Annotated in this window: 21 protein-coding genes; 14 read left to right on the plus strand and 7 right to left on the minus strand. The window is 60.1% G+C overall.

Features of this window, described 5'->3' with window-relative positions:
- Positions 1–49: 49 nt before the first annotated feature.
- From ngg to D7241_RS16525, 4 genes are all read left to right on the plus strand, one after another.
- Positions 50–1,792: an N-acetylglutaminylglutamine synthetase gene (ngg, locus tag D7241_RS16510; RefSeq protein WP_255978598.1), complete on the plus strand. Its 1,743-nt coding sequence runs from the start codon at positions 50–52 to the stop codon at positions 1,790–1,792.
- Positions 1,793–1,912: 120 nt separating this feature from the next.
- Positions 1,913–3,112: an osmoprotectant NAGGN system M42 family peptidase gene (locus D7241_RS16515; protein WP_255978600.1), complete on the plus strand. Its 1,200-nt coding sequence runs from the start codon at positions 1,913–1,915 to the stop codon at positions 3,110–3,112.
- A gap of 224 nt (positions 3,113–3,336) precedes the next feature.
- Positions 3,337–6,102 (plus strand): 7TM-DISM domain-containing protein, encoded by a 2,766-nt coding sequence (locus tag D7241_RS16520; RefSeq protein ID WP_408102454.1) that lies wholly within the window; start codon positions 3,337–3,339, stop codon positions 6,100–6,102.
- A 9-nt stretch (positions 6,103–6,111) separates the two neighbouring features.
- A complete protein-coding gene (locus tag D7241_RS16525; RefSeq protein WP_408102455.1) occupies positions 6,112–6,342 on the plus strand; it encodes a YheU family protein in 231 nt (76 codons plus the stop codon).
- Between the two features lie 14 nt (positions 6,343–6,356).
- Here the strand turns inward: D7241_RS16525 and D7241_RS16530 are convergent, their stop codons facing one another.
- The 5 genes from D7241_RS16530 to D7241_RS16550 form a co-directional block, all read right to left on the minus strand.
- Positions 6,357–6,779: a hypothetical protein gene (locus D7241_RS16530; RefSeq protein ID WP_255979298.1), complete on the minus strand. Its 423-nt coding sequence runs from the start codon at positions 6,777–6,779 to the stop codon at positions 6,357–6,359.
- A gap of 137 nt (positions 6,780–6,916) precedes the next feature.
- Complete coding sequence (locus tag D7241_RS16535; protein ID WP_408102946.1) at positions 6,917–8,062, minus strand: CynX/NimT family MFS transporter; 1,146 nt, start codon at positions 8,060–8,062, stop codon at positions 6,917–6,919.
- A gap of 111 nt (positions 8,063–8,173) precedes the next feature.
- Positions 8,174–8,980, minus strand: coding sequence for an SDR family oxidoreductase (locus D7241_RS16540; protein WP_408102456.1), 807 nt, complete (start codon positions 8,978–8,980; stop codon positions 8,174–8,176).
- Between the two features lie 202 nt (positions 8,981–9,182).
- Positions 9,183–10,838, minus strand: a complete 1,656-nt coding sequence (locus D7241_RS16545; RefSeq protein ID WP_408102457.1) for a cation acetate symporter — start codon at positions 10,836–10,838, stop codon at positions 9,183–9,185.
- Entirely contained in the window at positions 10,838–11,152 is a 315-nt protein-coding gene (locus D7241_RS16550) for a DUF485 domain-containing protein (protein WP_408102458.1), read from the minus strand. The genes D7241_RS16545 and D7241_RS16550 overlap by 1 nt, the downstream gene beginning before the upstream one ends.
- Positions 11,153–11,410: 258 nt before the next feature.
- Between D7241_RS16550 and D7241_RS16555 the strand changes: the two genes are divergently transcribed.
- From D7241_RS16555 to D7241_RS16570, 4 genes are all read left to right on the plus strand, one after another.
- A complete protein-coding gene (locus tag D7241_RS16555) occupies positions 11,411–11,635 on the plus strand; it encodes a DUF2061 domain-containing protein (RefSeq protein ID WP_255978614.1) in 225 nt (74 codons plus the stop codon).
- Positions 11,636–11,976: 341 nt separating this feature from the next.
- On the plus strand, positions 11,977–13,269 hold the full coding sequence (locus tag D7241_RS16560) for a serine/threonine protein kinase (protein WP_408102459.1): 1,293 nt from the start codon (positions 11,977–11,979) through the stop codon (positions 13,267–13,269).
- A gap of 7 nt (positions 13,270–13,276) precedes the next feature.
- The gene (locus D7241_RS16565; protein WP_408102947.1) at positions 13,277–14,032 is read left to right on the plus strand and encodes a VacJ family lipoprotein; all 756 of its coding nucleotides are present in this window, start codon (positions 13,277–13,279) and stop codon (positions 14,030–14,032) included.
- Between the two features lie 93 nt (positions 14,033–14,125).
- On the plus strand, positions 14,126–14,971 hold the full coding sequence (locus D7241_RS16570; RefSeq protein ID WP_408102460.1) for a pirin family protein: 846 nt from the start codon (positions 14,126–14,128) through the stop codon (positions 14,969–14,971).
- Here D7241_RS16570 and D7241_RS16575 read toward each other — a convergent pair.
- A complete protein-coding gene (locus D7241_RS16575) occupies positions 14,961–15,911 on the minus strand; it encodes a lipid A biosynthesis lauroyl acyltransferase (protein ID WP_255978619.1) in 951 nt (316 codons plus the stop codon). The genes D7241_RS16570 and D7241_RS16575 overlap by 11 nt on opposite strands.
- A 160-nt stretch (positions 15,912–16,071) precedes the next feature.
- Between D7241_RS16575 and minC the strand changes: the two genes are divergently transcribed.
- The 5 genes from minC to D7241_RS16600 all read left to right on the plus strand — a co-directional run bounded on the left by minC (position 16,072) and on the right by D7241_RS16600 (position 20,110).
- Complete coding sequence (gene minC, locus D7241_RS16580) at positions 16,072–16,803, plus strand: septum site-determining protein MinC (RefSeq protein WP_408102461.1); 732 nt, start codon at positions 16,072–16,074, stop codon at positions 16,801–16,803.
- A gap of 92 nt (positions 16,804–16,895) precedes the next feature.
- Complete coding sequence (minD, locus tag D7241_RS16585; RefSeq protein WP_255978625.1) at positions 16,896–17,711, plus strand: septum site-determining protein MinD; 816 nt, start codon at positions 16,896–16,898, stop codon at positions 17,709–17,711.
- Positions 17,708–17,965, plus strand: coding sequence for a cell division topological specificity factor MinE (gene minE, locus D7241_RS16590; RefSeq protein ID WP_019341568.1), 258 nt, complete (start codon positions 17,708–17,710; stop codon positions 17,963–17,965). Before minD ends, minE begins: the two co-directional genes overlap by 4 nt.
- Positions 17,966–18,052: 87 nt before the next feature.
- Positions 18,053–18,688 (plus strand): RluA family pseudouridine synthase, encoded by a 636-nt coding sequence (locus tag D7241_RS16595; protein WP_408102462.1) that lies wholly within the window; start codon positions 18,053–18,055, stop codon positions 18,686–18,688.
- Positions 18,689–18,820: 132 nt separating this feature from the next.
- Positions 18,821–20,110, plus strand: coding sequence for a M18 family aminopeptidase (locus D7241_RS16600; RefSeq protein ID WP_408102463.1), 1,290 nt, complete (start codon positions 18,821–18,823; stop codon positions 20,108–20,110).
- Between the two features lie 39 nt (positions 20,111–20,149).
- On the opposite strand, the gene D7241_RS16605 is transcribed toward D7241_RS16600, so the two are convergent.
- On the minus strand, positions 20,150–21,112 hold the full coding sequence (locus tag D7241_RS16605; protein WP_408102464.1) for an NAD(P)H-quinone oxidoreductase: 963 nt from the start codon (positions 21,110–21,112) through the stop codon (positions 20,150–20,152).
- A gap of 297 nt (positions 21,113–21,409) precedes the next feature.
- Here D7241_RS16605 and D7241_RS16610 point away from each other — a divergent pair, with 297 nt between their 5' ends.
- A complete protein-coding gene (locus D7241_RS16610) occupies positions 21,410–23,506 on the plus strand; it encodes a carboxy terminal-processing peptidase (protein ID WP_408102948.1) in 2,097 nt (698 codons plus the stop codon).
- Positions 23,507–23,551 lie beyond the last annotated feature (45 nt).

Consider the following 23,551-nt stretch of genomic DNA (forward strand, 5'->3'; position numbering starts at 1 on the left):
CATTCCGCCTGCCATCCGCCGCGCCATGAAAAGCCCCAAGGAAAGCACCATGCAGAAGTCCCAAGCTTACGGACAGCGATTGTTGCGCGGCCAGACACCGACTTACGAACGGCTGCAGGCGCGCCTCGCCGAGGACGGGCAGGAAGAGTCCCGAGGTCCGGTAACGCTGCATTGTGGGTGGGGCCGGATTCTGGTCGGCCACACCTATTCCGATCCAGCCGATCTGGCCGCCGACCTGCTCGACGAGCAGGCTGGTGAGCGCGATATCGCCCTTTATGTCGCCGCCCCTCACCAAGTGCTTGCGTATGCACCGCAACAGCTATTTCTCGATCCGTCCGATACCTTGCGTATCTGGTTCACCGACTACCGTCCGGCGCACCGCAGCTTTCGCGGCTTCGGCATTCGCCGAGCGCAGAGCGAGGCGGACTGGAAAGCGATCAATTGCCTGTACCAGTCACGCGGCATGTTGCCGGTCAATCCGGAGCTGTGCACACCACGCGATGAAGGCGGGCCGGTCTACTGGCTGGCCGAGGATGACGACGCGGGGCAGATCATCGGCAGCGTCATGGGCGTCAACCATCACAAGGCTTTCAACGATCCCGAGAACGGCTCCAGCTTATGGTGTCTGGCGGTGGCACCGAGCTGTACCCGCCCCGGTGTCGGCGAAGCGCTGGTCCGCCATTTGATCGAGCAGTACATGGGTCGTGGTCTGGCCTATCTCGACTTGTCGGTACTGCACGACAACAAGCAGGCCAAGGCGCTCTACGCCAAGCTCGGTTTCCGCGATCTACAAACGTTCACGGTCAAGCGCAAGAACACCATCAACCAGTCGCTGTTTCTCGGCCCAGGCCCGGAAGCGGAACTGAATCCCTACGCCAAAATCATCGTCGACGAGGCTCGGCGACGCGGCATCGAGATCACTATCGACGATGCCGAGGCCGGTCTGTTCACGCTTACCCAAGGCGGTCGCCGTGTGCGCTGCCGTGAGTCGTTGTCGGATTTGACTTCGGCCGTAAGCATGACCCTGTGCCAGGATAAATGCCTGACCCACCGCACCCTTGCGCGCGCCGGCCTCAAGCTACCCGCCCAGCAACTGGCGGGACCCGCCGAAGATAACGAGGCGTTTCTTGCGAAGCATGGCAGCGTGGTGGTCAAACCGGTCGATGGCGAACAGGGCCATGGCGTATCGGTGGATTTGCGTAGCATCGAAGACGTCGAACAGGCCATTACCCGCGCACGGCAGTTCGACCAGCGTGTCTTGATCGAAAGCTACCATCCCGGGCTCGATCTGCGCATCGTGGTGATCGGCTATGAAGTCGTCGCCGCTGCTATCCGTCGCCCGGCTGAAGTCGCCGGTGACGGCAATCACAGCATTCGCCAATTGATCGAAACCCAAAGCCGTCGGCGCCAGGCCGCCACTAGCGGCGAGAGCCGAATTCCGATGGATGAAGAAACCCAGCGCTGCATCGAAGATGCCGGCTTCGATTACGACAGCATTCTGCCGCGCGGCCAGCATCTGGCGGTTAGACGTACCGCTAATCTGCATACCGGCGGGACGCTCGATGACGTGACCGATCAATTGCATCCGGAGCTGATCGACGCGGCCGTCCGCGCAGCCCGTGCGCTGGATATTCCGGTGGTCGGGCTGGACCTTCTTGTGCCTGCGGCAGACCAGCCGGAGTACGTGTTCATCGAGGCTAACGAGCGCGTCGGCCTCGCCAACCATCATCCGCAACCCACCGCGGAGCGCTTCATCGACCTGCTGTTCCCGCTAAGCCATAACACCAATTAGGCAGAACGCATCACGGAGGCGGCCCTGCGTCGCCTCATGCTGCGCCAGGCCGCTTGCGGCATCACAGCTCGCATTCATTGAACGCACGGCGGCAGCCATCACCTGTCCCAAGGAGTGACCATGTCTGCAAAGCTCCCCGAACCCGATCTCAACTATTTGCAACGTGTACTGCTGGAAACGCTGGCTATCCCCAGCCCCACCGGCTTCACCGATACCATCGTTCGTTACGTTGCCGAGCGCCTGAAAGAACTGGGCATTCCTTTCGAACTCACCCGCCGCGGCACCATTCGAGCCACGTTGAAAGGTCGCCAAGACAGCCCGGATCGCGCGATCGCAGCACACTTGGACACCATCGGCGCCAGCGTGCGCGAAATTCATGAAACGGGTCGTCTTGGACTGTCACCGGTCGGTTGCTGGTCGAGCCGCTTTGCCGAAGGCAGCCGTGTCAGCGTCTTTACCGATACCGGCGTAATTCGCGGCAGCGTGTTACCGCTGCTCGCCTCGGGGCACGCATTCAATACGGCAGTCGACGAGATGCCAATCAGCTGGGACCACGTTGAACTGCGTCTGGATGCCTATACCAAATGCCGCGCCGATACGGTTGCATTAGGGATCAATGTCGGTGATGTCGTCGCCTTCGACCCCATGCCGGAATTCACCGATAGCGGCTATATCAGCGCGCGCCACCTGGATGACAAAGCCGGCGTTGCCGCGCTATTGGCCGCACTGAAAGCCGTAGTCGAGAGCGGCCATGAGCTACCGATCGACTGCCACCCATTGTTCACCATTACCGAAGAGACCGGCTCCGGCGCGGCGGGCGCGCTGCCATGGGATGTCAGCGAATTCGTCGGCATCGATATCGCACCGACCGCTAAAGGCCAGGAATCCAGCGAGCATGCGGTCACGGTCGCGATGCAGGACTCCGGTGGCCCCTACGATTTCCATCTGTCGCGACATCTGATCAAGCTGGCCGATAATCACGAGATACCGGTGCGCCGCGACCTGTTCCGCTACTACCACAGCGACGCGCAATCGGCGATCGCCGCCGGCCACGATATTCGCACTGCATTATTGGCGTTCGGCTGCGATGCCACTCATGGCTATGAGCGGACTCACATCGACAGCCTCGCGGCAATGAGCCGCCTGGTTTGCGCCTACCTGCTCAGCCCTCCGGTGTTTGCCAGCGATGCTCACGCAGGCAAGGGTTCACTCGAGAGCTTCAGCCACCAACTCGAACACGAGACGCAGATGGAAAATGACACCCGTGTGCCGCCAGTCGATTCGATTCTTCATAAGCAGGCCGACGATTCGACCAGTTGAGCTTTGAGTTTCATGATGTGCCGCCAAGTTGACGCATTTGCCGATTGCGAGGCGGCTTCGATCAAGGCAAAGTCGCAAGTATCTGAAATCTATGGATTGCCTGGCCACGCTAGGCATCAGGCGAACCTGGCTTGCCATTTCGCGTAACTGAAAACCGCGCATCGTCCGTGATTAGCGCTGTTCCGCTTGATCCGCCTGCGACTTTGCACGATCCGGGTTCTAACATGCTGCCGCGTCTTTGCCTGGCCATTTTCCTGTACTGCTTTTCCACGCAAGTTTGGGCGTTCGACCCCGTACCGGTGAAGTCGGAGGATTTTCGCCAATCGCTTGGCAACTGGACCTATTTCCTCCGCGATCCTGCCGCCGAGCTGAGCGTTGCGGAGGTGTTCGGCCTGCCGGAAAAGACCTTCGAGCCGGTCACCGGCGTGCATGCCAACAAAGGCAAGAACAACGCCGTCTGGTGGTTTCGAGTAGACCTGGATAATCAGCTGACCAAATCCATTGGCGGCTTCATCGAGATCAACTATCCGCTGCTCGACCACATCGAGCTGTACCTGAAGCACCCCGACGGCCGTCTCATCCGGCAGCAAGCCGGCGACAGCCATCCATTCGATGAACGCGCGGTCAAGGTCAGCAACTTCTGGTTTCCCGTCGACCTGGAACCCGGTACCTCGACGCTGCTACTGCGGGTGAAGAGCACCAGCACCCTGTATGTCCCGTTGTACTTCAGCAGCTACGGGGCGAACGCTGCCGCCATGGAAGACTCGATGGGTCTCGCGGGTGCCTTCTACGGCGTCCTCTTCGCGATGTTCTGTTACAACCTGTTCCTGTTCCTGTCGCTTCGTGAACCGGCTTATTTCTGGTATTTGATCTACAACCTCAATGTCGGGCTATTCGCGCTCAGCTTTGACGGCATGCTCGTCAAGTGGCTCACCGATGTCGGCGGCGTGGTGGCTGTGGGCATCTATGCGCTGATGCTGAGCCACTGCCTGGTCTCTATACAGTTCAGCCGCCACTTCCTGCACACCCGCGAATATTTTCCACGCCTTGATTTCGCGCTGCGTGTGGCGCTGCTGACATCTTTCGGCGCCTTGCTGTCCGGGCTGGTCCTGGAGCTGCAAGTTTGGAGCATTCTGGCCAGCGTCATGGTAATCAGCACCTCCATCGGGCTATTGCTGACGGGCGCTTTCGTCTGGCGGCGCGGCGTTCGTTACGGGCTCTATTACACACTGGCATGGGGCGTACTGCTGGCAACCTTCGCCATCGTCACGGCCGGCTCCCTGGGCGTCAATCTGCTTGGCTTGTATGGCGCTTCGATCGTGAAGATTGGTATCGCCTTCGAGCTGATCACTCTGTCCATCGGTCTTGCCGACCGTATCAACCTGCTCAAGGAAGAAGGCTTTCGATCGCGCCAGGCAGCCGAGCGGGCGGAAAGTGAAAATCAAGCAAAAAGCCGCTTCCTGGCGAAGATGAGTCACGAGATCCGCACGCCGCTCAACGGCGTTCTGGGCATGCTGCAACTGCTGCGCGAAACACCGCTGGATCGCAATCAACGCTTTTACCTCGACACCATTTCCAGCTCCAGCTCCTCACTGATGTCGGTCATCAACGACATCCTCGACTACGCACGAATCGGTGCCGGCAAGCTGGTGTTGGAAGATATCGAGTTCGATCTCGAAGCGCTGGTTTCCGAGGCGGTCAGCCTGTTCACAGCCCAGGCACTGGAAAAGCAACTCAGATTGCATGTTAGCTTTGCGGCGGGCGTGCCGCGGCGGGTACGTGGCGATCCGACCCGGCTCAAGCAGGTCGTGCTGAACCTGCTGAGCAACGCGCTGAAGTTCACCGAGAACGGCGGCGTCATGCTGGAGATCAATCGCCAAGGGCCGGCCGATGCACGACGTCTGGTGTTCTCCATTATCGATAGCGGCATCGGCATGCGTGCCGAGGTGCTCGCTCAGCTGTTCGTATCCTTCGCTCAGGGCGATTCCAGCACCACGCGGCGCTATGGTGGCAGCGGTCTCGGGCTGGTAATCAGCAAGGAATTGGTGGAAATGATGGGCGGCCAAATCGACGTGCAGAGCACGGCTGGTCAAGGCAGCCGCTTCAGCTTCGATATTCCGCTGCGCGGTGCGGGCGGCAACCATGACCCGCTCACGGCGCTGCTCGAAGGTCGCACCGCCGTGATCGCCTCTCAGGATGTCCACGCGCTGGATGCCATGAGCAATTTGCTGACACGCTGGGGTATGCGGGTCGTGCGCTGCGAAGAGCCGCAACGACTGCCGCACTACCTCGACGACCACGCCACAGCTCCGCTGCTAGTCGTCATGGCGCCATGGCGCGGCAAGCCGCAGGACTGGCTGACCGCGCTGAGCAACCAGCTCGAACCGAACCAACGCGTGATGCTTCTCTATCCACCGCAGAGCGAGTATCCGGTGTTGGCGCCGACCTTGCGCCTAGCCAGCCTGCCGTTGCCATTGCTGCTCGGCCCGCTGCGCGATGCGCTGCATCGGCTCTATCAACCCCCGCGCACTGCACAATCCGATTCGATTGAGTTCGAAGGCAACGAGATGGCGTCCTGCCCAAGAATCCTCACCGCCGAGGACAACCCGGTCAGCCAGATGGTGGTTTCGAGCTTGCTGCGCAAGCGAGGTTATGACGTCGTGGTCGCAGAAAACGGTCGTCAGGCCGTCGCGGCCTACAGTGAGAATCCTGCGGCCGTTCAGCTGATCCTGATGGACTGCGAAATGCCGGAGCTCGACGGTTTCGAGGCTAGCCGACAGATTCGCCGCCTCGAAGCTGAGCAGGGGCTCACGCCAGTGCCGATCGTCGCTCTCACCGCGCATGTCCTGGAGGATCACCGCCAGCAAGGTAGCGATGCGGGGATGAATGAGTTCATCGGCAAGCCCCTGGATAGCGAGCAGCTTTATGCTTGCCTGGATCGTTTTCTCGGCGCTCCGATAACCGAACCCGACTTGCGCCATCCCACCTGATGTGAATTTATGCTCATCCCTCACGACCAGCTCGAACCCGACACACTCACCCGTCTCATCGAAGACTTCGTTACGCGCGACGGCACCGACAACGGTGACGAGACGCCGCTGGAGACTCGTGTCGAACGGGTACGCCAGGCGCTGGGCAAGGGTACAGCCGTGATCGTCTTCGATGCGGATCACCAGCAATGCCAACTGGCGCTCAGGCGCGACGTGCCGAAGGAGTGGCTGGAAGACTAAGTGAAAACCGAGCCTCAGCCCAGCACGCCACCGTCGCGCTCCCACGCGCAACGCATGCGCAAATCGCGCTGGTGGGGGCTGTGCGAGCCGCTTTCGGTTTCCCAGCGGAAGGTATGGATGCCGTTGAGTTCGGTCTCGAGATGCACCACTGCGCTGGTCCAATAGAGTTCATCGAGCAACGCTTCGAAATTGCGTACCCACAGCGCCCACTCGTATTCCACGGCGCGATAGCTGGCGCCGAAATGGATCACCTGCGTCTGATACACGCCCTCGTCCGCGCAGCAGGAAAACATTTCCCGGCCGATGAAGGGCCAGCCCTCCCCTTGCGGCAGGCCGTCCAGTGCACGGCGGTTGACCGCGCGGCGCAGCCGGCACTGCTCTGCGTCGGTTGATGGCCAGTCACGGATGCTGCCGTAGACAATGGATTCCGGCTCCACAGGGTCACTCACTCCAGGCGAAAGCCCAACATGTTCAAACAATTACGCGCTGCGTTCCAGCACCCGGTGCCGACATGGCCACCTTCGTGCTGCGCAGTAGTGACGCAGGCCACACCGCGCAACTGTAGTCAGTCTCTTCAGGCGGCAGTAGCGGCAGCCAGATCGCGCCGCGGAGCCAGGCGCAAGGCAAGGATCGACATTACCGCCGACATGATCGCCAACACCAGGAAGGGCCAGCGGTAATCACCAGCTATGTCCCGCCCCAGCCCGGTCAGCACCGGCGTGAAGCAGGCCAGGCAATAGCCGGTACAGAGCATCATGGCGGTCAGGCGACTCACCGCCAGCGGCGTGCTTGCTTCATACATCGGCAGCACCAGCGACATGGAAAAAGTGCCGTTCAGGGCCACGCCCAACAGCATGCAGACCACTAGAGGTTGGACCTGCGGAACCCAGGCGATCACCAACAAGCAAACCGTCGCCAATACGCCACAACAGGCCATCAACAGATGCCGCTTGCCGAAGCGCTGGGCCAACCAGGGCATAGCGAAAGCGCTCGGCAAACCGATCAACATGAAGCCACTGAAAAATGCATTGCTTTGCAGCAAGCTGAAACCGGCCTCGTGGTAGCGCGCCACCAACCAGGTGGCCAGGGCGTAGAACAAACCGGCCTGCAGCGCGAAGTAGATACTGACCAGCCAGGCGCGCGGCTCGCCCCAAGGCAATCCGGCGCGATGCTCGACGGCCGCTTCCGGCTGATTCGGCAACCGCCACCAGATTGCCAGCGCCAGCACGGCCGGGATGGCCCAGAGCGCCAACCCCCAGGTCCAGCGTTGGTCCAGCAACTCCGTCGCCGGTGCGGTCAGCACCACGCCGATGGTGCCGCCCACCGCCATGCTCAGCGAATAGAACGCGGCGGTCTTGCCCATACGCTCCAGGAAGTGGCGCTTGATGAAGCCCGACAGCAGCGGCCCGGCGATGGCGATACCGGCACCGACAATGGCCGCGGTACCAATTAACACCACAGCATTATCGCCAAACAGGCGCAGGGTCAGCGCCACGCCGATCAAACCGAGGCACATCGCGATGGTCCGTTCCAGGCCGAACCGCACTGCCAGGCGAGGCGCCAGCGGTGCCAGCAAGCCCATCAGCAGCACTGGCAAGGCCGTGGTCAGGCTGATCAGTCCGCGGCTGAGGTCGAGCGCTTCGGCGATGCGCTCGATCAGGGGCGCAAAGGACGTGATGCCGGGACGAAGATTGATGGCGGCAAGCACCAAGGCCAGCATGAGCAGCCAGCGGGATGGGTTTTTCACTGTTAATCCATGAGGTTAGGAGCGGAGCGGACTGGCAACCCTACTCCCGCCCCACTGCTCGGGCAAGCCTCATGGACTCACAAGTCAGGTTTTGCTCTTGCCGCGCTTCTTCTCCGCCAGCGCGGCCATCTCATCGTAGATTGCCTGCGGGTTTTGCTGTTTGATTTTCCAGGCCATGCGCCCTTCTTCGTGAGGCAGGATCATGAACACACCTTCGGCAACCTGACGGTACATGTAGTCAGCGATGTCGGCGGCGGTAATCGGTGACGCTTCGAGCAGCTTGCTGATCTGCGCCTTCATGTTCGGCGTCGGGCCCCGGTAGGAGTCCATCAGGTTGGTCTGGAAGAATGAGGGACAAACCACGTGGACACCGACGTCCTGCTGCTTCAACTCAACCAACAAACTCTCGGAAAGCGCCACCACACCGGCCTTGGCCACGTTGTAGTTGCTCATCCCCGGCGCCTGCATCAGCGCCGCCATGGACGCGATATTGATGATCTTGCCCTGGCTCTTCTGCACCAGCGGCAGGAAGGCCTTGCATCCCTTGACCACGCCCATCAGGTTGATTGCAATCTGCCAATCCCAGTCTTCCAGCGACAGCTCTTCGAAGAAGCCTCCAGATGCGACACCGGCGTTGTTCACCACCACGTCGATACCGCCGAGCTTGGTCTCGCAGGCTTGAGCCAACGCCGTCAGCTGGCTGTAGTCGCGCACGTCGCAGCGCTGGGTGAAGCCATCGCCACCCGCTTCACGAACCATTTTCAGGGTTTCGGCCAGGCCGGCCTCATTAACATCGGAAAGCGCCAGTTGCCAACCTTCACGCGCCCAGCGCAAGGCAATCTCGCGACCCAGACCGGAACCGGCGCCAGTGACCATCATGCGGTTTTGCATCGTTTGTAACCTTTTGTTCGTTGGGTTGCACCGAGTCTAGCGAAAGCGGACGCCGGCTCCGGCCTCTATCGAAATGCTGAATGACGGGCATGTTCCGCGCCCGATTGACGCTACCGACATTCAGCCCAGAGCGTCTTCGCCAGTGCCGAAAACGACGAAAGGCAGCCCGCAGGCTGCCTTTCGTTCGATGCTCGACCCGCTATCAGTGGGCTACTGCGCCACTGGAACCCAGGCCGGTTTGGGAACGGACGAACTGCGCGAAGAAACGCTCGCGTTCGAGACCCGCCGCCTTGGACTTGTCGGTGACCGAGAAGAACCAGATCCCCACGAACGCGACGATCATCGAGAACAGCGCTGGATACTTGTAGGGGAAGATCGCCTCGGCATAACCGAACACGTCGACCCATACGGTCGGGCTGATGATGGTCAGGATCAGCGCGGTAGCCAAGCCCAGCGAGCCACCGATCAGCGCACCGCGAGTGCTCAGGCCTTTCCAGTACATGGAAAGGAATAGCACCGGGAAGTTGCAGCTGGCCGCGATGGAGAACGCCAGGCCCACCATGAACGCGATGTTCTGCTTCTCGAAGATGATGCCCAGCAGGATCGCCACGACGCCCAGAGTCAGCGTGGTGATCTTGGTGACGCGCATCTCTTCCGCTTCCTTGGCCTTGCCCTTCTTGATCACGCAGGCGTAAAGGTCATGGGAAACCGCCGAGGCGCCCGCCAGGGTCAGGCCAGCCACCACTGCTAGGATGGTTGCGAAGGCCACCGCGGAGATGAAGCCGAGGAACAGGTTGCCGCCAACGGCGTTGGCCAGGTGGATGGCAACCATATTGGTGCCGCCAACGATGGCGCCCGCTGCGTCCTTGAATTCCGGATTGGTGCTGACCAGCAGGATCGCGCCGAAGCCGATGATGAACGTCAGGATGTAGAAGTAGCCGATGAAGCCGGTGGCGTAGAACACGCTTTTGCGCGCTTCCTTGGCATCGGCAACGGTAAAGAAGCGCATCAGGATGTGCGGCAGACCCGCGGTGCCGAACATCAACGCCAGACCGAGAGAGATTGCGGAGATCGGGTCGGAAACCAGGCCGCCAGGGCTCATGATCGCAGCGCCTTTCTCATGGATGTTCACCGCTTCGGCGAACAGGCTGCCAAAGTCGAAGTTGACCGCCTTCATCACCATGATTGCCATGAAACTGGCACCGGACAGCAGCAGAACCGCTTTGATGATCTGCACCCAGGTCGTTGCCAGCATGCCGCCGAACAGCACGTACATGACCATCAGCACGCCAACCAGAACCACCGCCACGTAGTAGTCGAGGCCGAACAGCAGCTGGATCAGCTTGCCGGCGCCAACCATCTGCGCGATCAGGTAGAAGGCCACCACGATCAGGGAGCCGAATGCAGACAGAATGCGAATCTGGGTCTGGCCGAGGCGATAGGACGCCACGTCCGAGAAGGTGAACTTGCCCAGGTTACGCAGGCGTTCGGCCATCAGAAACAGGATGATCGGCCAGCCGACCAGGAATCCGATTGAGTAGATCAAACCATCGTAGCCACTGGTGTAAACCAGCGCAGAAATACCCAAGAAGGACGCCGCGGACATGAAGTCGCCGGCAATCGCCAGACCGTTCTGAAAACCTGTGATGCTGCCACCAGCGGTGTAATAGTCGGAGGTGGACGTGTTGCGCTTGGCCGCCCACTTGGTGATACCCATGGTGAACACGATGAACGCAACGAACATGGCGATCGCCGTGTAGTTGATCGCCTGCTTCTGCACGTCGCCGGTCAGGGCGTCGGCGAACAACATGGGCGAGGCAGCCAGCAGAGCGGCTGCCATCAATAGACGCACAATCATTATTGCTGAGCCTCGTTGAGGATTTCCTGGTTGATATGATCGAACTCGCCATTGGCGCGCTTGACGTAAACGCCCGTGAGAATGAACGCCATGAAGATCACACCGACGCCCACCGGGATGCCCCAGGTGGTGACTGTATTGGCGGCAAGCGGAACACCGAGAATCGCGGGTTCGAACGCGATCACAAGAATGAAGGCGAGGTAGACACCGAGCATGACGGCCGACAGCAGCCATGCGAAACGGTTGCGCTTTGTGACCAGTTCCTGGAAGCGCGGATTGGCATAGATCTGCCGGTAGATATTTTCGTTATTCAATTGATTGTCTCCACACGATCTCCGCCCACTGATGAGGGCAGGGCGGCTACTTTAGAGCCCGACAGAGCGAACACCACTCGACCATAGTCTGGTTTTTCTTTTGCGAAACAGCCGGAATAGACGCATCTAGCAGCATTGTGAGTCGGTATAGAGCACGCCTATGCCGGGTATCAAACGCGACGATTTCTCACCGCAGCATGGCGGGGCCAGACTTCACAACAACAGAGAACTATTCTCGATTACCGCTCGGAGCCGCCCATGACCAAGACCATAACCTTCACTTTGATGCACTTCTGCATCGCCTTTTCGGTGACCTATGCCTTGACGGGAAGCCTCGCTGCGGGTGGTCTGGTAGCGGCGATCGAACCGCTCTGCAATTCGGTGGGCTTCTATTTTCACGAGAAGATCTGGCAGCGCCTGGATAAGCGTCAGCGCGCGCGCGGCGCAATTCCCGCCCATGCCTGGCTGCATCATCAGGCCTGATTCGGTTCGCAGCGGCGGCAAATAGGACGCGGCTTGGGTAGATGCGCCCTAGCCTTCCAGCTTCGTTAATCGCTACGGTCTCAGTCGTAGCGCACCGTGAACAGGCTTTTTGCCATCTCGGCTGGCACTCAGCGCAACCAGACGGCTTAATTGTGGTCAATGATGGGCGCGCTTGCGCCGAGCGTGCTATCGCAAGGGCTCAATGACCAGAACGCTGATGGCGTCGCCCGAAGCCTGCCACGCCAAGATTCGGCGACGACTACAACCCGTACAATCAGCGGCTGAACCCGAAGCATCCCGAGCTTTTCGACCACTCAAAGCCGTCACCGGAGAACCCTTTCATGCGATTGCTGCTGTGCCTGACCGCGTTGCTCACGCTGGTCGTAATGCCTGCCCACGCTGCGGATATCAGCATCGAGGAGTATGGCTACCCGTTGAGCAACCCATTCGAAGCGACGATCGCCACGACTCCCGCCGCGTTGCGCGCCGACGTACCCAGTGATGACGACATCGATCAGGCGGACTACAGCCTGCGGTTGCGCCCCGAACGCGAATTCATCCTGCCGGAAAACTTCTGGGCAGTTACGCGGCTGACCTACCGCTTGGCTCGGCAACCCGGCCCAGCCCCGCTGATGTTCATCATTTCCGGCACTGGTGCGAGCTACGCGTCGGCAAAAACCGAGTCGCTGAAGCGATTGTTCTACGGGGCTGGCTACCACGTGGTACAGCTGTCCTCGCCGACCAGCTTCGACTTCATCGCCGCCGCCTCGCGCTACGCCACCCCAGGCTACAGCCCTGGCGATGCCAAGGACCTGTATCGAGTAATGCAGGCGGTCCGGGCGCAGCAGCATGACCTGCCGGTAACCGAATTCAATCTCACCGGCTACAGCCTCGGCGCTCTCAATGCGGCTTTCGTCAGCAAACTCGACGAGACCCGACAGAGCTTCAACTTCAAGCGGGTGCTGATGCTCAACCCGCCGGTGAACCTCTACACCTCCATCAACAATCTCGACAAGCTGGTGCAGACCCAGGTCGAGGCGATCGACAGCACCACCACCTTTTATGAGGTCATTCTGGAAAAGCTCACGCGCTACTACCGTGAGAAAGGTGCGATCAACCTCGATGAGGCCATGCTATTCGACTTCCAGCAATCGGCCCTGCGACTGACCGACGAGCAAATGGCGATGCTGATCGGCTCGGTGTTCCGCTTTTCCGCTGCCGACATTGTCTTTACCTCCGATCTGATCAACCGACGCGGACTGATCGTGCCACCCGAGTACCCGATCGACGAGGGCACCAGCCTCGAACCGTTCTTTCGCCGCTCACTGCTCTGTGACTTCGATTGCTACATCACCGAACAGCTCATCCCCATGTGGCGCGCACAGCAGGACGGCGGCAGCCTGGCACAGCTAATAGATCAGGTCAGCCTTTACGCACTGGAAGATTACCTGCGTACGAGCCCGAAGATTGCTGTCATGCACAACGCTGACGACATCATCCTCGGCGCCGGCGATCTCGGCTTCCTGCGACGGACATTCGGCGACCGCATGACGCTTTACCCACGAGGAGGCCATTGCGGCAACCTCAATTACCGGGTCAACGCCCAAGACATGCTGGAGTTCTTCCGTGGTTAGACGTCAACTGCTTGCACTGCTGCTGTTGGCTAGCGGCATCGCCCATGCCCAGACGCCAATTGCCGATGAGGACGGTTTCACCCATCCGCTGCGCAATTTGGAGTTCAACCCGGGGCTGGACCAGCAGGAGTTCGAGCGCGCCACCTTCGACGCCCTGAACATCTATGATCCCTGGGAGTCGCTGAACCGGCGCATGTATTACTTCAACTATCGCCTGGATCAGTGGGTGATGCTGCCGGTGGTCCGCGGCTACCGTTATGTCACCCCGCGTATCGTGCGCACCGGCGTGAGCAACTTTTTCGACAACCTCGGCGAGATACCGACACTGTTCAACAGCGTTGCGCAACTCAAGGGCGAGCGCGCGATGAGTACCACGGCGCGGTTGCTGTTCAACACGATCCTCGGCGTAGGCGGCATCTGGGACCCGGCCACGTTGATGGGGCTCCCACGTTATAACGAGGACTTCGGCCAGACACTAGGCTTTTATGGCGTCCCGCACGGGCCCTATCTGATTCTTCCGGCGCTTGGCCCGTCGAACCTGCGGGACACCGCCGGGCAGGTAGCAGATTTCGGCATCGAGCAGCAGGTCGACTATTTCAACTACGCCGAGGCCAGCGGCGGCGAGTTCGGCCTTACCGCGCTGCGGCTGATCGACATCCGTCACACCACGAATCTTCGCTATGGCCAGCTCAACTCGCCCTTCGAGTATGAAAAAGTCCGCTACGTCTACACTCGGGCGCGGGAGCTGCAAATCGAGGAGTAATCGAATGCTTCGATAGGAAGCACAGGAATTTCGCATCTTTCGATCGGCTAGTGAGAGGTAATCTTCGCTCAATCAGCAGCGGAGTGACCTGTCATGCCCATACGTGAAATTCTCGCCATCAGCACCGGCCGCGCCACCTCTGACGGCGCCGGTGTAAGCCTGACCCGCCTGTTCGGCGGCGCCACGCCGGAGCGATTCGATCCCTTTCTGATGCTCGACGAGTTCGGCTCGGACAACCCGGATGAGTACATCGCTGGCTTCCCGCCGCACCCGCACCGCGGCTTCGAAACGATCACCTACATGATCGAGGGCCGCATGCGCCACGAAGACCACCTGGGCAATGTCGGCTTGCTCGAAAGCGGCGGCGTGCAATGGATGACTGCGGCGCGCGGGGTGGTTCACAGTGAAATGCCGCAGCAGGAACGCGGCGTGATGCGTGGCTTTCAGCTGTGGCTGAACCTACCGGCGAAAAGCAAGATGAGCGACCCGGACTACCGGGACTTCGCGCCTGCGGAAATACCTCATGTCAGGCTGTCGAGCGGCGTCGAAGCGGTGATCATCGCTGGGCGATTCCAGGCCGAAGGCATCGAGCAGCCAGGCGCAGTGCAACGACCAGACACCGACCCGCAGCTGTTCGATTTGCACATGCCTGCCGGCGCTCGCATAAGCCCGAGAATTGCCGATGGGCATCGGCTGATGCTTTATGTGTTCGAGGGCGAAATTTCGGTTGCTGGGCAAAGCATTGCCAGGAATCAGCTGGCCAGGCTGTCCGAGCAGGGCGAGCTGGAGCTGACAACCGGCCAGGGGGCTCGTGTGCTGCTTCTGGCAGGCCGCCCCATAGGCGAGCCGATCGTCCAGTACGGTCCCTTCGTGATGAACAGCCGGGAGGAGATCGAACAGGCCTTGCGCGATTTCCGCGACGGCATTCTTACGGAGTGATGGGCTTTTTCGGCAGCTTACGGTAAAGACTCGGCTCACCCACCGGGCGCGTCTTGAAGCGGCGGTGAGCCCAAAGGTACTGTTCAGGACGTTGCCGAACCGCGTCTTCGACCCACTCGTTGATGCGTCGGCAGTCGGCTTCCTCGCTTTCACCGGGGAAATCAGCCAGCGGCGGATGAATCACCAATCTGTAGCCGGAGCCATCGCCAAGGCGCTCCTGCGTATACGGAACGACACGCGCCTTGCCGAGGCGGGCAAACTTGGTAGTAGCCGTCACGGTTGCTGCATTAATGCCGAACCAGGGGACGAAAAGGCTTTGCTTGCGTCCGTAATCCTGATCCGGCGCATACCAGATAGCCCGACCGGCACGCAGTACCTTGAGCATCGCCCGTACGTCTTCACGTTCGATGGCGCTGGCATCTAGATTGTGCCGCTCGCGCCCGCGTCGCTGGACGAAGTCGAACACCGCATTGTTGTGCTCACGATACATGCCGTCGATGGTGTGACGCTGACTCAACAAGGCTGCGCCGATTTCCAGCGTGGTGAAATGCAGCGCCATGAGGATTACGCCCTGCCCCTCGGCCTGCGCCTGCTGCAGATGCTCCAGACCCTCGATTTGCGCCAATCGCTGCAAGCGCGCCTTTGGCCACCACCAGCTCATGGCCATTTCAAAAAAGGCGATACCGGTCGAGGCGAAGTTCTCGCGCAACAGCCGCTCGCGCTCTTTCTCGTTCATCTCGGGGAAACACAATTGCAGGTTGCGCCGCGCAATATGTCGACGCGAACGGGCAACGCGGTACATCAGCGCACCGAGGCCGCGCCCAAGTAGCAGCAATGCCCGATAAGGCAGCTGGACCACCAGCCACAACAAACCCAGGCCCAGCCAAAGCAGCCAGAAACGTGGATGAAGAAAGGATGTGTGAAAACGAGGACGATCCATCAGCAAGCTCGAACCGGTAAAAGCGCGCATTCTAGCGATAAATCGCCTACGCATGCGGCTGCGTCTCGATGCACGGCATCCGTCCGATCAGGCTGACGGCACTTGCAGGCCGCGGCTTGCCCCGCTATAAGTCCTCGCCATTTACCGCAGCAGGCAGACCATGAGCCAAGCCGATCTTTCCGACCAAGCCCCCGTATTCCAGCTCAAGGGCAGCATGCTGGCCATCACCATACTGGAACTGGCACAGAACGACTTGGAGCGTCTCGATCGGCAGCTCGCCGTGAAGGTCGAACAAGCACCGGACTTTTTCAACAACACGCCGTTGGTGCTCGCGCTGGACAAGCTTCCGGCCAACTGCGATCTCGATCTTCCCGCGCTCATCGCTCTCTGCCGCAAGCACGGCCTGCGCACTCTGGCGCTGCGTGCCGGCGACCCGCAGATCATCGCAGCAGCAGGCACGCTTGATCTACCCGTATTGCCGCCGTCTGGAGCCAAGGAACGCAAGCTGGACATCTCCAGCAAGGCCGCTGCGCAACCGGCCAAGCCCGCCGAACCGGCCTACCGGCCTACTCGCGTCGTCACCACGCCGATCCGCGGCGGCCAACAGGTCTATGCCCAGGGTGGCGATCTGGTCGTACTTGCCGCTGTCAGCCCAGGCGCGGAACTTCTCGCCGATGGAAACATCCATGTCTACGGTCCGTTGCGCGGTCGCGCCCTCGCCGGCATCAAGGGCGACACCAACGCGCGAATATTCTGTCAGCAGCTTGCCGCCGAGATGGTCTCCATCGCCGGTCAGTACAAGGTCGCAGAAGACCTGCGACGCGACCCTTTATGGACCGAAGCAGTACAGATGAAGCTATCTGGCGACGTGTTGAACATCACCCGCCTTTAACGGATACTTCCGCGAATTTTCAAGCACCAAAACGGGCTTACCGTGAGCCGAATCGGCTACGGTCCCGATTTCCATATTTAGGGTGAATCACCTTGGCCAAGATCCTCGTAGTCACTTCCGGCAAAGGTGGCGTCGGTAAAACCACTACCAGCGCCGCCATCGGTACCGGCCTCGCCCTGCGCGGCCACAAGACCGTCATCGTCGACTTCGACGTTGGCCTGCGTAACCTGGACCTGATAATGGGCTGCGAGCGCCGTGTAGTGTATGACTTCGTCAACGTCATTCAGGGCGACGCCACCCTCACCCAGGCCCTGATCAAAGACAAGCGTCTCGAGAACCTTTATGTACTGGCCGCCAGCCAGACTCGTGACAAGGACGCTCTGACACTCGAAGGCGTCGGCAAGGTAATCGACGAGCTGGCCAAAACCTTCGAGTTCGTCATTTGCGACTCCCCTGCCGGTATCGAGAAAGGCGCACACCTGGCGATGTATTTCGCCGATGAAGCCATCGTCGTGACCAACCCCGAGGTGTCCTCGGTTCGCGATTCGGATCGTATGCTCGGTCTGCTGGCGAGCAAGTCCCGCCGCGCTGAAAACGGTGAAGATTCGATCAAGGAACATCTGCTGCTGACCCGCTACAACCCTGAACGGGTAGTCAAAGGCGAAATGCTCGGCGTCGAGGATGTCGAAGAAATCCTGTCTATCCGCCTGCTGGGCGTTATCCCTGAATCCCAAGCTGTACTCAAGGCATCCAACCAGGGTGTACCGGTCATCCTCGATGACCAGAGCGACGCCGGCCAGGCCTATAGCGACGCCGTCGACCGACTGCTGGGCAAGGATGTGGATCATCGCTTCCTTGACGTGAAGAAGCAGGGCTTCCTGCAACGCCTGTTTGGAGGCCGCGAATGAACCTCCTCGACTTCTTTCGTGAACGCAAGAAGAAGGAAACGCCTGCCAACATCGCCAAGGAACGCCTGCAGATCATCGTCGCCCATGAGCGCGGCCAGCGTACACAGCCGGATTACCTACCAGCCCTGCAGAAGGAACTGGTCGAGGTGATTCGCAAGTACGTCAACATCGACAGCGATCAAGTTCAGGTCGCCCTGGAAGATCAGGGCAGCTGTTCGATCCTCGAGCTGAACATCACCCTGCCGGATCGTTGATCGATCCCTGGCAGCGGCAGGCTCGCTTGTGCTGCGACAGGTTTCATCGGCGACTTCGGTCGCCGATTTCGTTTCCGGAATTCCAAGATGCCTCTGAGCAATATCCAGTTCGTCCACCAGCACCCCGCCCTGCTGGTGATCAACAAACCCACCCTGCTCCTCTCCGTCCCCGGCCGCGCCGATGACAATAAGGATTGCCTGGTTACCCGCTTGCAGGAGAACGGCTACCCGGAAGCCCGTATCGTCCATCGTCTGGACTGGGAAACCTCCGGCCTGATCGTGCTGGCGCGCGACGCGGACACTCATCGCGAGCTGTCACGACAGTTCCACGATCGCGAGACGGAAAAGGCCTACACCGCGCTGTGCTGGGGCGAGCCGGAACAGGACAGTGGAAGCATCGACCTGCCGCTGCGCTACGATCCGCCGACCAAACCGCGGCACGTCGTAGACCATGAGCTGGGTAAGCACGCACTGACTTACTGGCGCGTGCTCGAACGCTGCGGCCATTACAGTCGAGTCGAATTGACACCGATCACCGGACGCTCGCATCAGCTGCGCGTGCATATGCTATCGATCGGTCATCCGCTGCTCGGCGACCGCCTCTATGCACACGAACAAGCGTTGGCCGCACATGATCGGTTATGCCTGCACGCCAGCATGCTCGCTCTGACCCACCCGCAAACGGGCGTGCGTTTACGCTTCGATTGCCCGGCACCCTTCTAGGAAGCCGCTGAGGCTGGAGGCTGAACAAAAGGCAGCCCATATCTTCGTTGCCTGATGCGTTCTGCGCAGTCCCTAGCCTCCTGAGGCTTCCCAATACGATAAACTCCAAGCCATTGCCGTCTGGAGCCAATCATGCGCGAAGAACTCAACCAGGGTCTGATCGATTACCTCAAGGCCTCTCCCACACCGTTTCATGCCACTCGTAGTCTCGCCCGCAATTTGCAGGCAGCCGGGTACAAGGCGCTGGACGAAAGCGAGACGTGGCACACCGAGCCTGGCGGTCGTTATTACGTCACTCGTAACGACTCCGCGATCATTGCTTTCCAGCTTGGCAGCAAGTCGGTTATCGAGCATGGGATGCGCCTGGTTGGCGCCCACACGGACAGTCCCTGCTTGCGGGTCAAGCCGCAGCCGGAACTGCAGCGCCAAGGGTTTTGGCAGCTGGGCGTGGAAGTCTATGGCGGCGCGCTACTGGCGCCCTGGTTCGACCGCGATCTGTCATTGGCCGGGCGCGTCACCTACAGTCGCGACGGTCGGATCGAAAGCCAGCTGATCGATTTCAAGCTACCGATTGCCGTGATCCCAAGTCTCGCCATTCACCTGAACCGCGAAGCCAACCAGGGCTGGGCGATCAACCCGCAGAACGAGCTACCGCCGATATTGGCGCAAATCGCCAGCGAGGAAAGCCCAGATTTCCGGGCATTGCTGGCCGACCAGCTCAGCCGCGAACACGGCCTGGTCGCCGACGTGGTGCTGGACTTCGAGTTGAGTTTCTACGACACCCAGTCCGCCGCGGTCATCGGCCTCAACGGTGAGTTTATTGCCGGTGCCCGACTGGACAACCTGTTGTCATGCTTCGCCGGGCTGCAAGCGCTGCTGCGGGCCGGCTCGGACGAAACCTGCGTGCTGGTCTGCACCGATCACGAGGAAGTGGGTTCCACCTCGATGTGCGGTGCGGACGGGCCTTTCTTGGAGCAGGTGCTGCGTCGCGTGTTGCCCGAAGGCGAAGCATTTCAGCGCAGCATCAACCGCTCACTGCTGATTTCGGCCGATAACGCGCATGCGGTGCACCCCAACTACGCCGACAAGCACGACGGCAACCACGGGCCGAAACTAAACGCCGGTCCGGTGATCAAGGTCAACAGCAATCAGCGTTACGCCACCAGCAGCGAAACCGCAGGCTTCTTCCGTCATCTCTGCCTGGAGAACGAGGTATCGGTACAAAGCTTCGTCACCCGCAGCGACATGGGTTGCGGCTCGACCATCGGCCCCATCACGGCCAGCCAGCTTGGCGTGCGAACCGTGGACATCGGCCTGCCGACCTTCGGCATGCACTCCATTCGAGAGCTGGCTGGTAGTCAAGATCTGGCACACCTGGTCAAAGTGCTCAGCGCCTTTTATTCGAGCACTGAGCTACCTTGACCAGCGCACATCCGGGCACGTAATCCGTGCCCGGGTCGCTCACTTGAGACTGCCGTCAATCACCAGCGCAACCTTGCCCGAGACCTGATTGCTAGCCAAGGCAGCGAATGCGGCCTCCGCATCGCGAATTGGGAAACTCCGCTCCAGCTGAGGCGAAAGCGTCTTGTCAGCAAACAGCGGCCACAACTTCTCGTACATTTCCGCCAGCAAGCCGGCCTTGTAATCGGCGTCGCGGCTGCGCAGCGTCGAGCCAATCAGCTGGATGCGCTTGGCCAGCAGACCGGCCAGATCCATCTCCGCCTTGCGCCCGCCCATCAGACCGATGATTACCCAACGCCCGTCCGTTGCGAGCAGCTGTGTATTGATTGCCGCGTACTTGCCGCCGACCGGATCGAGGATCATGTCAAACGCCCCGAAATCGCGAAGCGCTTCTAGCGACTCCTCTCGCAGCACGCCGCCACGCGCACCCAGCGATTCGCAATAGGCCAGACGTTCAGCCGAACCGACACTGACCCAGCACGGATTATCGAACGCTTTGCAGAGCTGAATCGCGGCCGAACCGACGCCACTGGCACCAGCATGCAGCAGGACCTTTTCGCCAGGCTGTAGCGCGCCCAGGCGAAACAGATTCAGCCAGGCGGTGGAATAGACCTCTGGGATCACCGCAGCCTCCGTCAGGGATAGTCCCTGCGGAACCGGAAGCACGTGACGGCCGTCGACCACGACCTCCTCCGCCATGCCGCCACCTGCCAGCAATGTGCAAACCCGGTCGCCAATCTTGTGCGAAACGTTGGCACCTACTTCACTGATCACCCCGGCGCATTCCAAGCCAAGAATATCGGTCACGCTCGGTGGTGGTGGATAATGACCGGCGCGCTGCAACAGATCCGCCCGGTTCAGGCCCGCCGCCGCCACCCGAATCCTCACCTGCCCTTCACCGCACGCCGGAGCCACGCGCTCTGCCCACTCGACCTGTCCTTCAACGCCTTGCAATGCCTTCATGCTGCCTCCATAGTGGTTCGTACCTGCGCCCGCTCAACCGTTACTCGTCGGCAGTGCAGGCCGCTGATGAATGCTGCGTCAGGCTACATAGCGCTACACCCGTCTAAAACCATCGTTTACCGATCCGGTAAAGGTCTTGGCCGGGGTTCGCCCTGTCAGCCTGGCGCGATCTCCATCACGGCGTGCTAGCCGCCAGGTACCATCGGGCTGCTGTTTTTTCCGCTGGGCGGCCCCCGTCCGGCGCCTGATTGATGGCCTAATATGCGTTATTACCCAGCCTTGCGTCGCCCCTTGGAAATGAAACGATCATTGACTGCTGGTTTTCTAGCCCTGCTGCTAGGTCTTCAGGCCAGCTCTATCCTGGCCAAACCAGCCGACGGACATGACTGGGATTATCTGCAACCCGACCGTGACCAGGTCATTGCCAGCCTCAACGTGGTCGAGCTGCTCAAGCGCCATCATTACAACAAGCCGCCGCTCAGCGACGCCCGCTCGGCAAAGATCTTCGACAGCTATATCGAAATGCTCGATCCATCGCGCAGCTATTTCACAGCCGGCGACTTGGCGGAGTTCGAGGCCTGGCGCAGCGAATTCGACAATTTTCTGAAGAACGGCAACCTAGAGCCCGGCTTTGCAATTTACAAGGTCCATCTGGAGCGCCTGCAAGGCCGACTTCAATACGCTCTGAGCCTGCTTGAAAAAGGTGTGGACAGCTTCGATTTCAGCATTGACGAAGAATTGCTCGTCGATCGCGAGAATGCCGCCTGGCCCAAAAATGCTGCCGAGCTCGATGAGCTCTGGCGCAAACGCGTCAAGGATGAGGTGCTGCGATTGAAGATCGCTGGCAAGGAACCCAAGGCCATCGAGGAGCTACTCACCAAGCGCTACAAGAACCAGCTATCGCGCCTGGAGCAGACCCGTGGCGAAGATGTATTTCAAACTTACATCAATGCGTTCGCGCAATCCTACGATCCGCACACCCAATATCTTTCGCCCGACAATGCGGAAAACTTCGACATCAATATGAGCCTATCGCTGGAAGGCATTGGCGCCGTGCTGCAGAGCGATAACGAGCACGTCAAGGTGGTGCGCCTGGTTCCAGCCGGACCTGCCGAGAAGAGCAAGCAAATTGCGCCCGCCGACAAGATCATCGGCGTTGGCCAAAATAACGAAGAGATAGTCGACGTTATCGGCTGGCGCCTTGATGAGGTAGTAAAACTGATCCGTGGACCCAAGGGTTCGGTTGTTCGTCTCGAAGTCATTCCGGCAAGCAACGCGCCTAACGATCAAAGCAGCAAGGTCGTGGCCATTACCCGCGAGGCCGTCAAGCTCGAAGAACAAGCGGCGAAGAAATCGGTGCTCCACCTCGAGCACGACGGCCGAGAGTACAAACTTGGCATCATCGAGATTCCGGCGTTTTATCTCGACTTCAAAGCACTTCGCGCCGGAGACGAGAATTACAAGAGCACTACCCGGGACGTAAAAAAACTGTTGACCGAGCTGGAGGAGGAAAAGGTCGACGGCGTCGTCATTGACCTGCGAAACAATGGCGGCGGCTCGCTTCAAGAAGCTACCGAGCTGACCGGCCTGTTCATCGATCAGGGTCCGACCGTGCTGGTTCGTAATAGTGATGGTCGTGTCGATGTACTTGCGGACGAGCAGGTCGGAGCCTTCTACAAGGGGCCGCTGGCCGTACTGGTGAACCGGCTGTCAGCATCAGCCTCGGAGATTTTCGCTGGCGCGATGCAGGACTACCATCGAGCACTGATTGTCGGTGGCCAGACCTTCGGCAAGGGCACCGTGCAGACCGTGCAGCCACTCAATCATGGTGAATTGAAGCTCACGCTCGCCAAGTTCTATCGAGTATCGGGGCAAAGCACCCAGCACCAGGGCGTGATTCCGGACATCTCTTATCCGGCCGAAGTCGACACCAAGGAAATCGGCGAAAGCGCGCTACCCGAGGCGCTGCCATGGGACAGCATTCGCGCCGCAGTCAACCCGGACATAAATCCATTCAAACCATTTCTTGCTGAGCTCAAGGCGCGCCACGAGGCACGCACCGGTGACAACCCCGATTTCGTATTCACCCGTGATCGTCTCGCCCTGACTCAGGAACTCATGCACGAGACCAGCGTGAGCCTCAACGAAGAGAAACGACGGGCGCAGCAGCAGCGCATCGAGAAGCGCCAGCTTGCGCTCGAAAACGCACTGCGCAAGGCCAAAGGCGAGGAACCGCTGGCCAAGCTCGAACGGGAAGATGAAACAACACCGCAAATTGAAGAAAAGAAGATCAAGCCCGAGGATGACGCCTATCTCTCCGAGAGCGGGCGAATCCTGCTGGACTATCTAGGGCTTCAGGACGCGATGGCCAAGAACGGTTCTGTCGAGCGGTAGCACCGCAATGTCATCAAAATGACATCATCGCGTCGTGAAATACGA

Origin of the sequence: Stutzerimonas sp. VN223-3 (genome assembly GCF_045999685.1) — a bacterium.
GTDB classification, from domain to species: Bacteria; Pseudomonadota; Gammaproteobacteria; order Pseudomonadales; family Pseudomonadaceae; genus Stutzerimonas; species Stutzerimonas stutzeri_AR.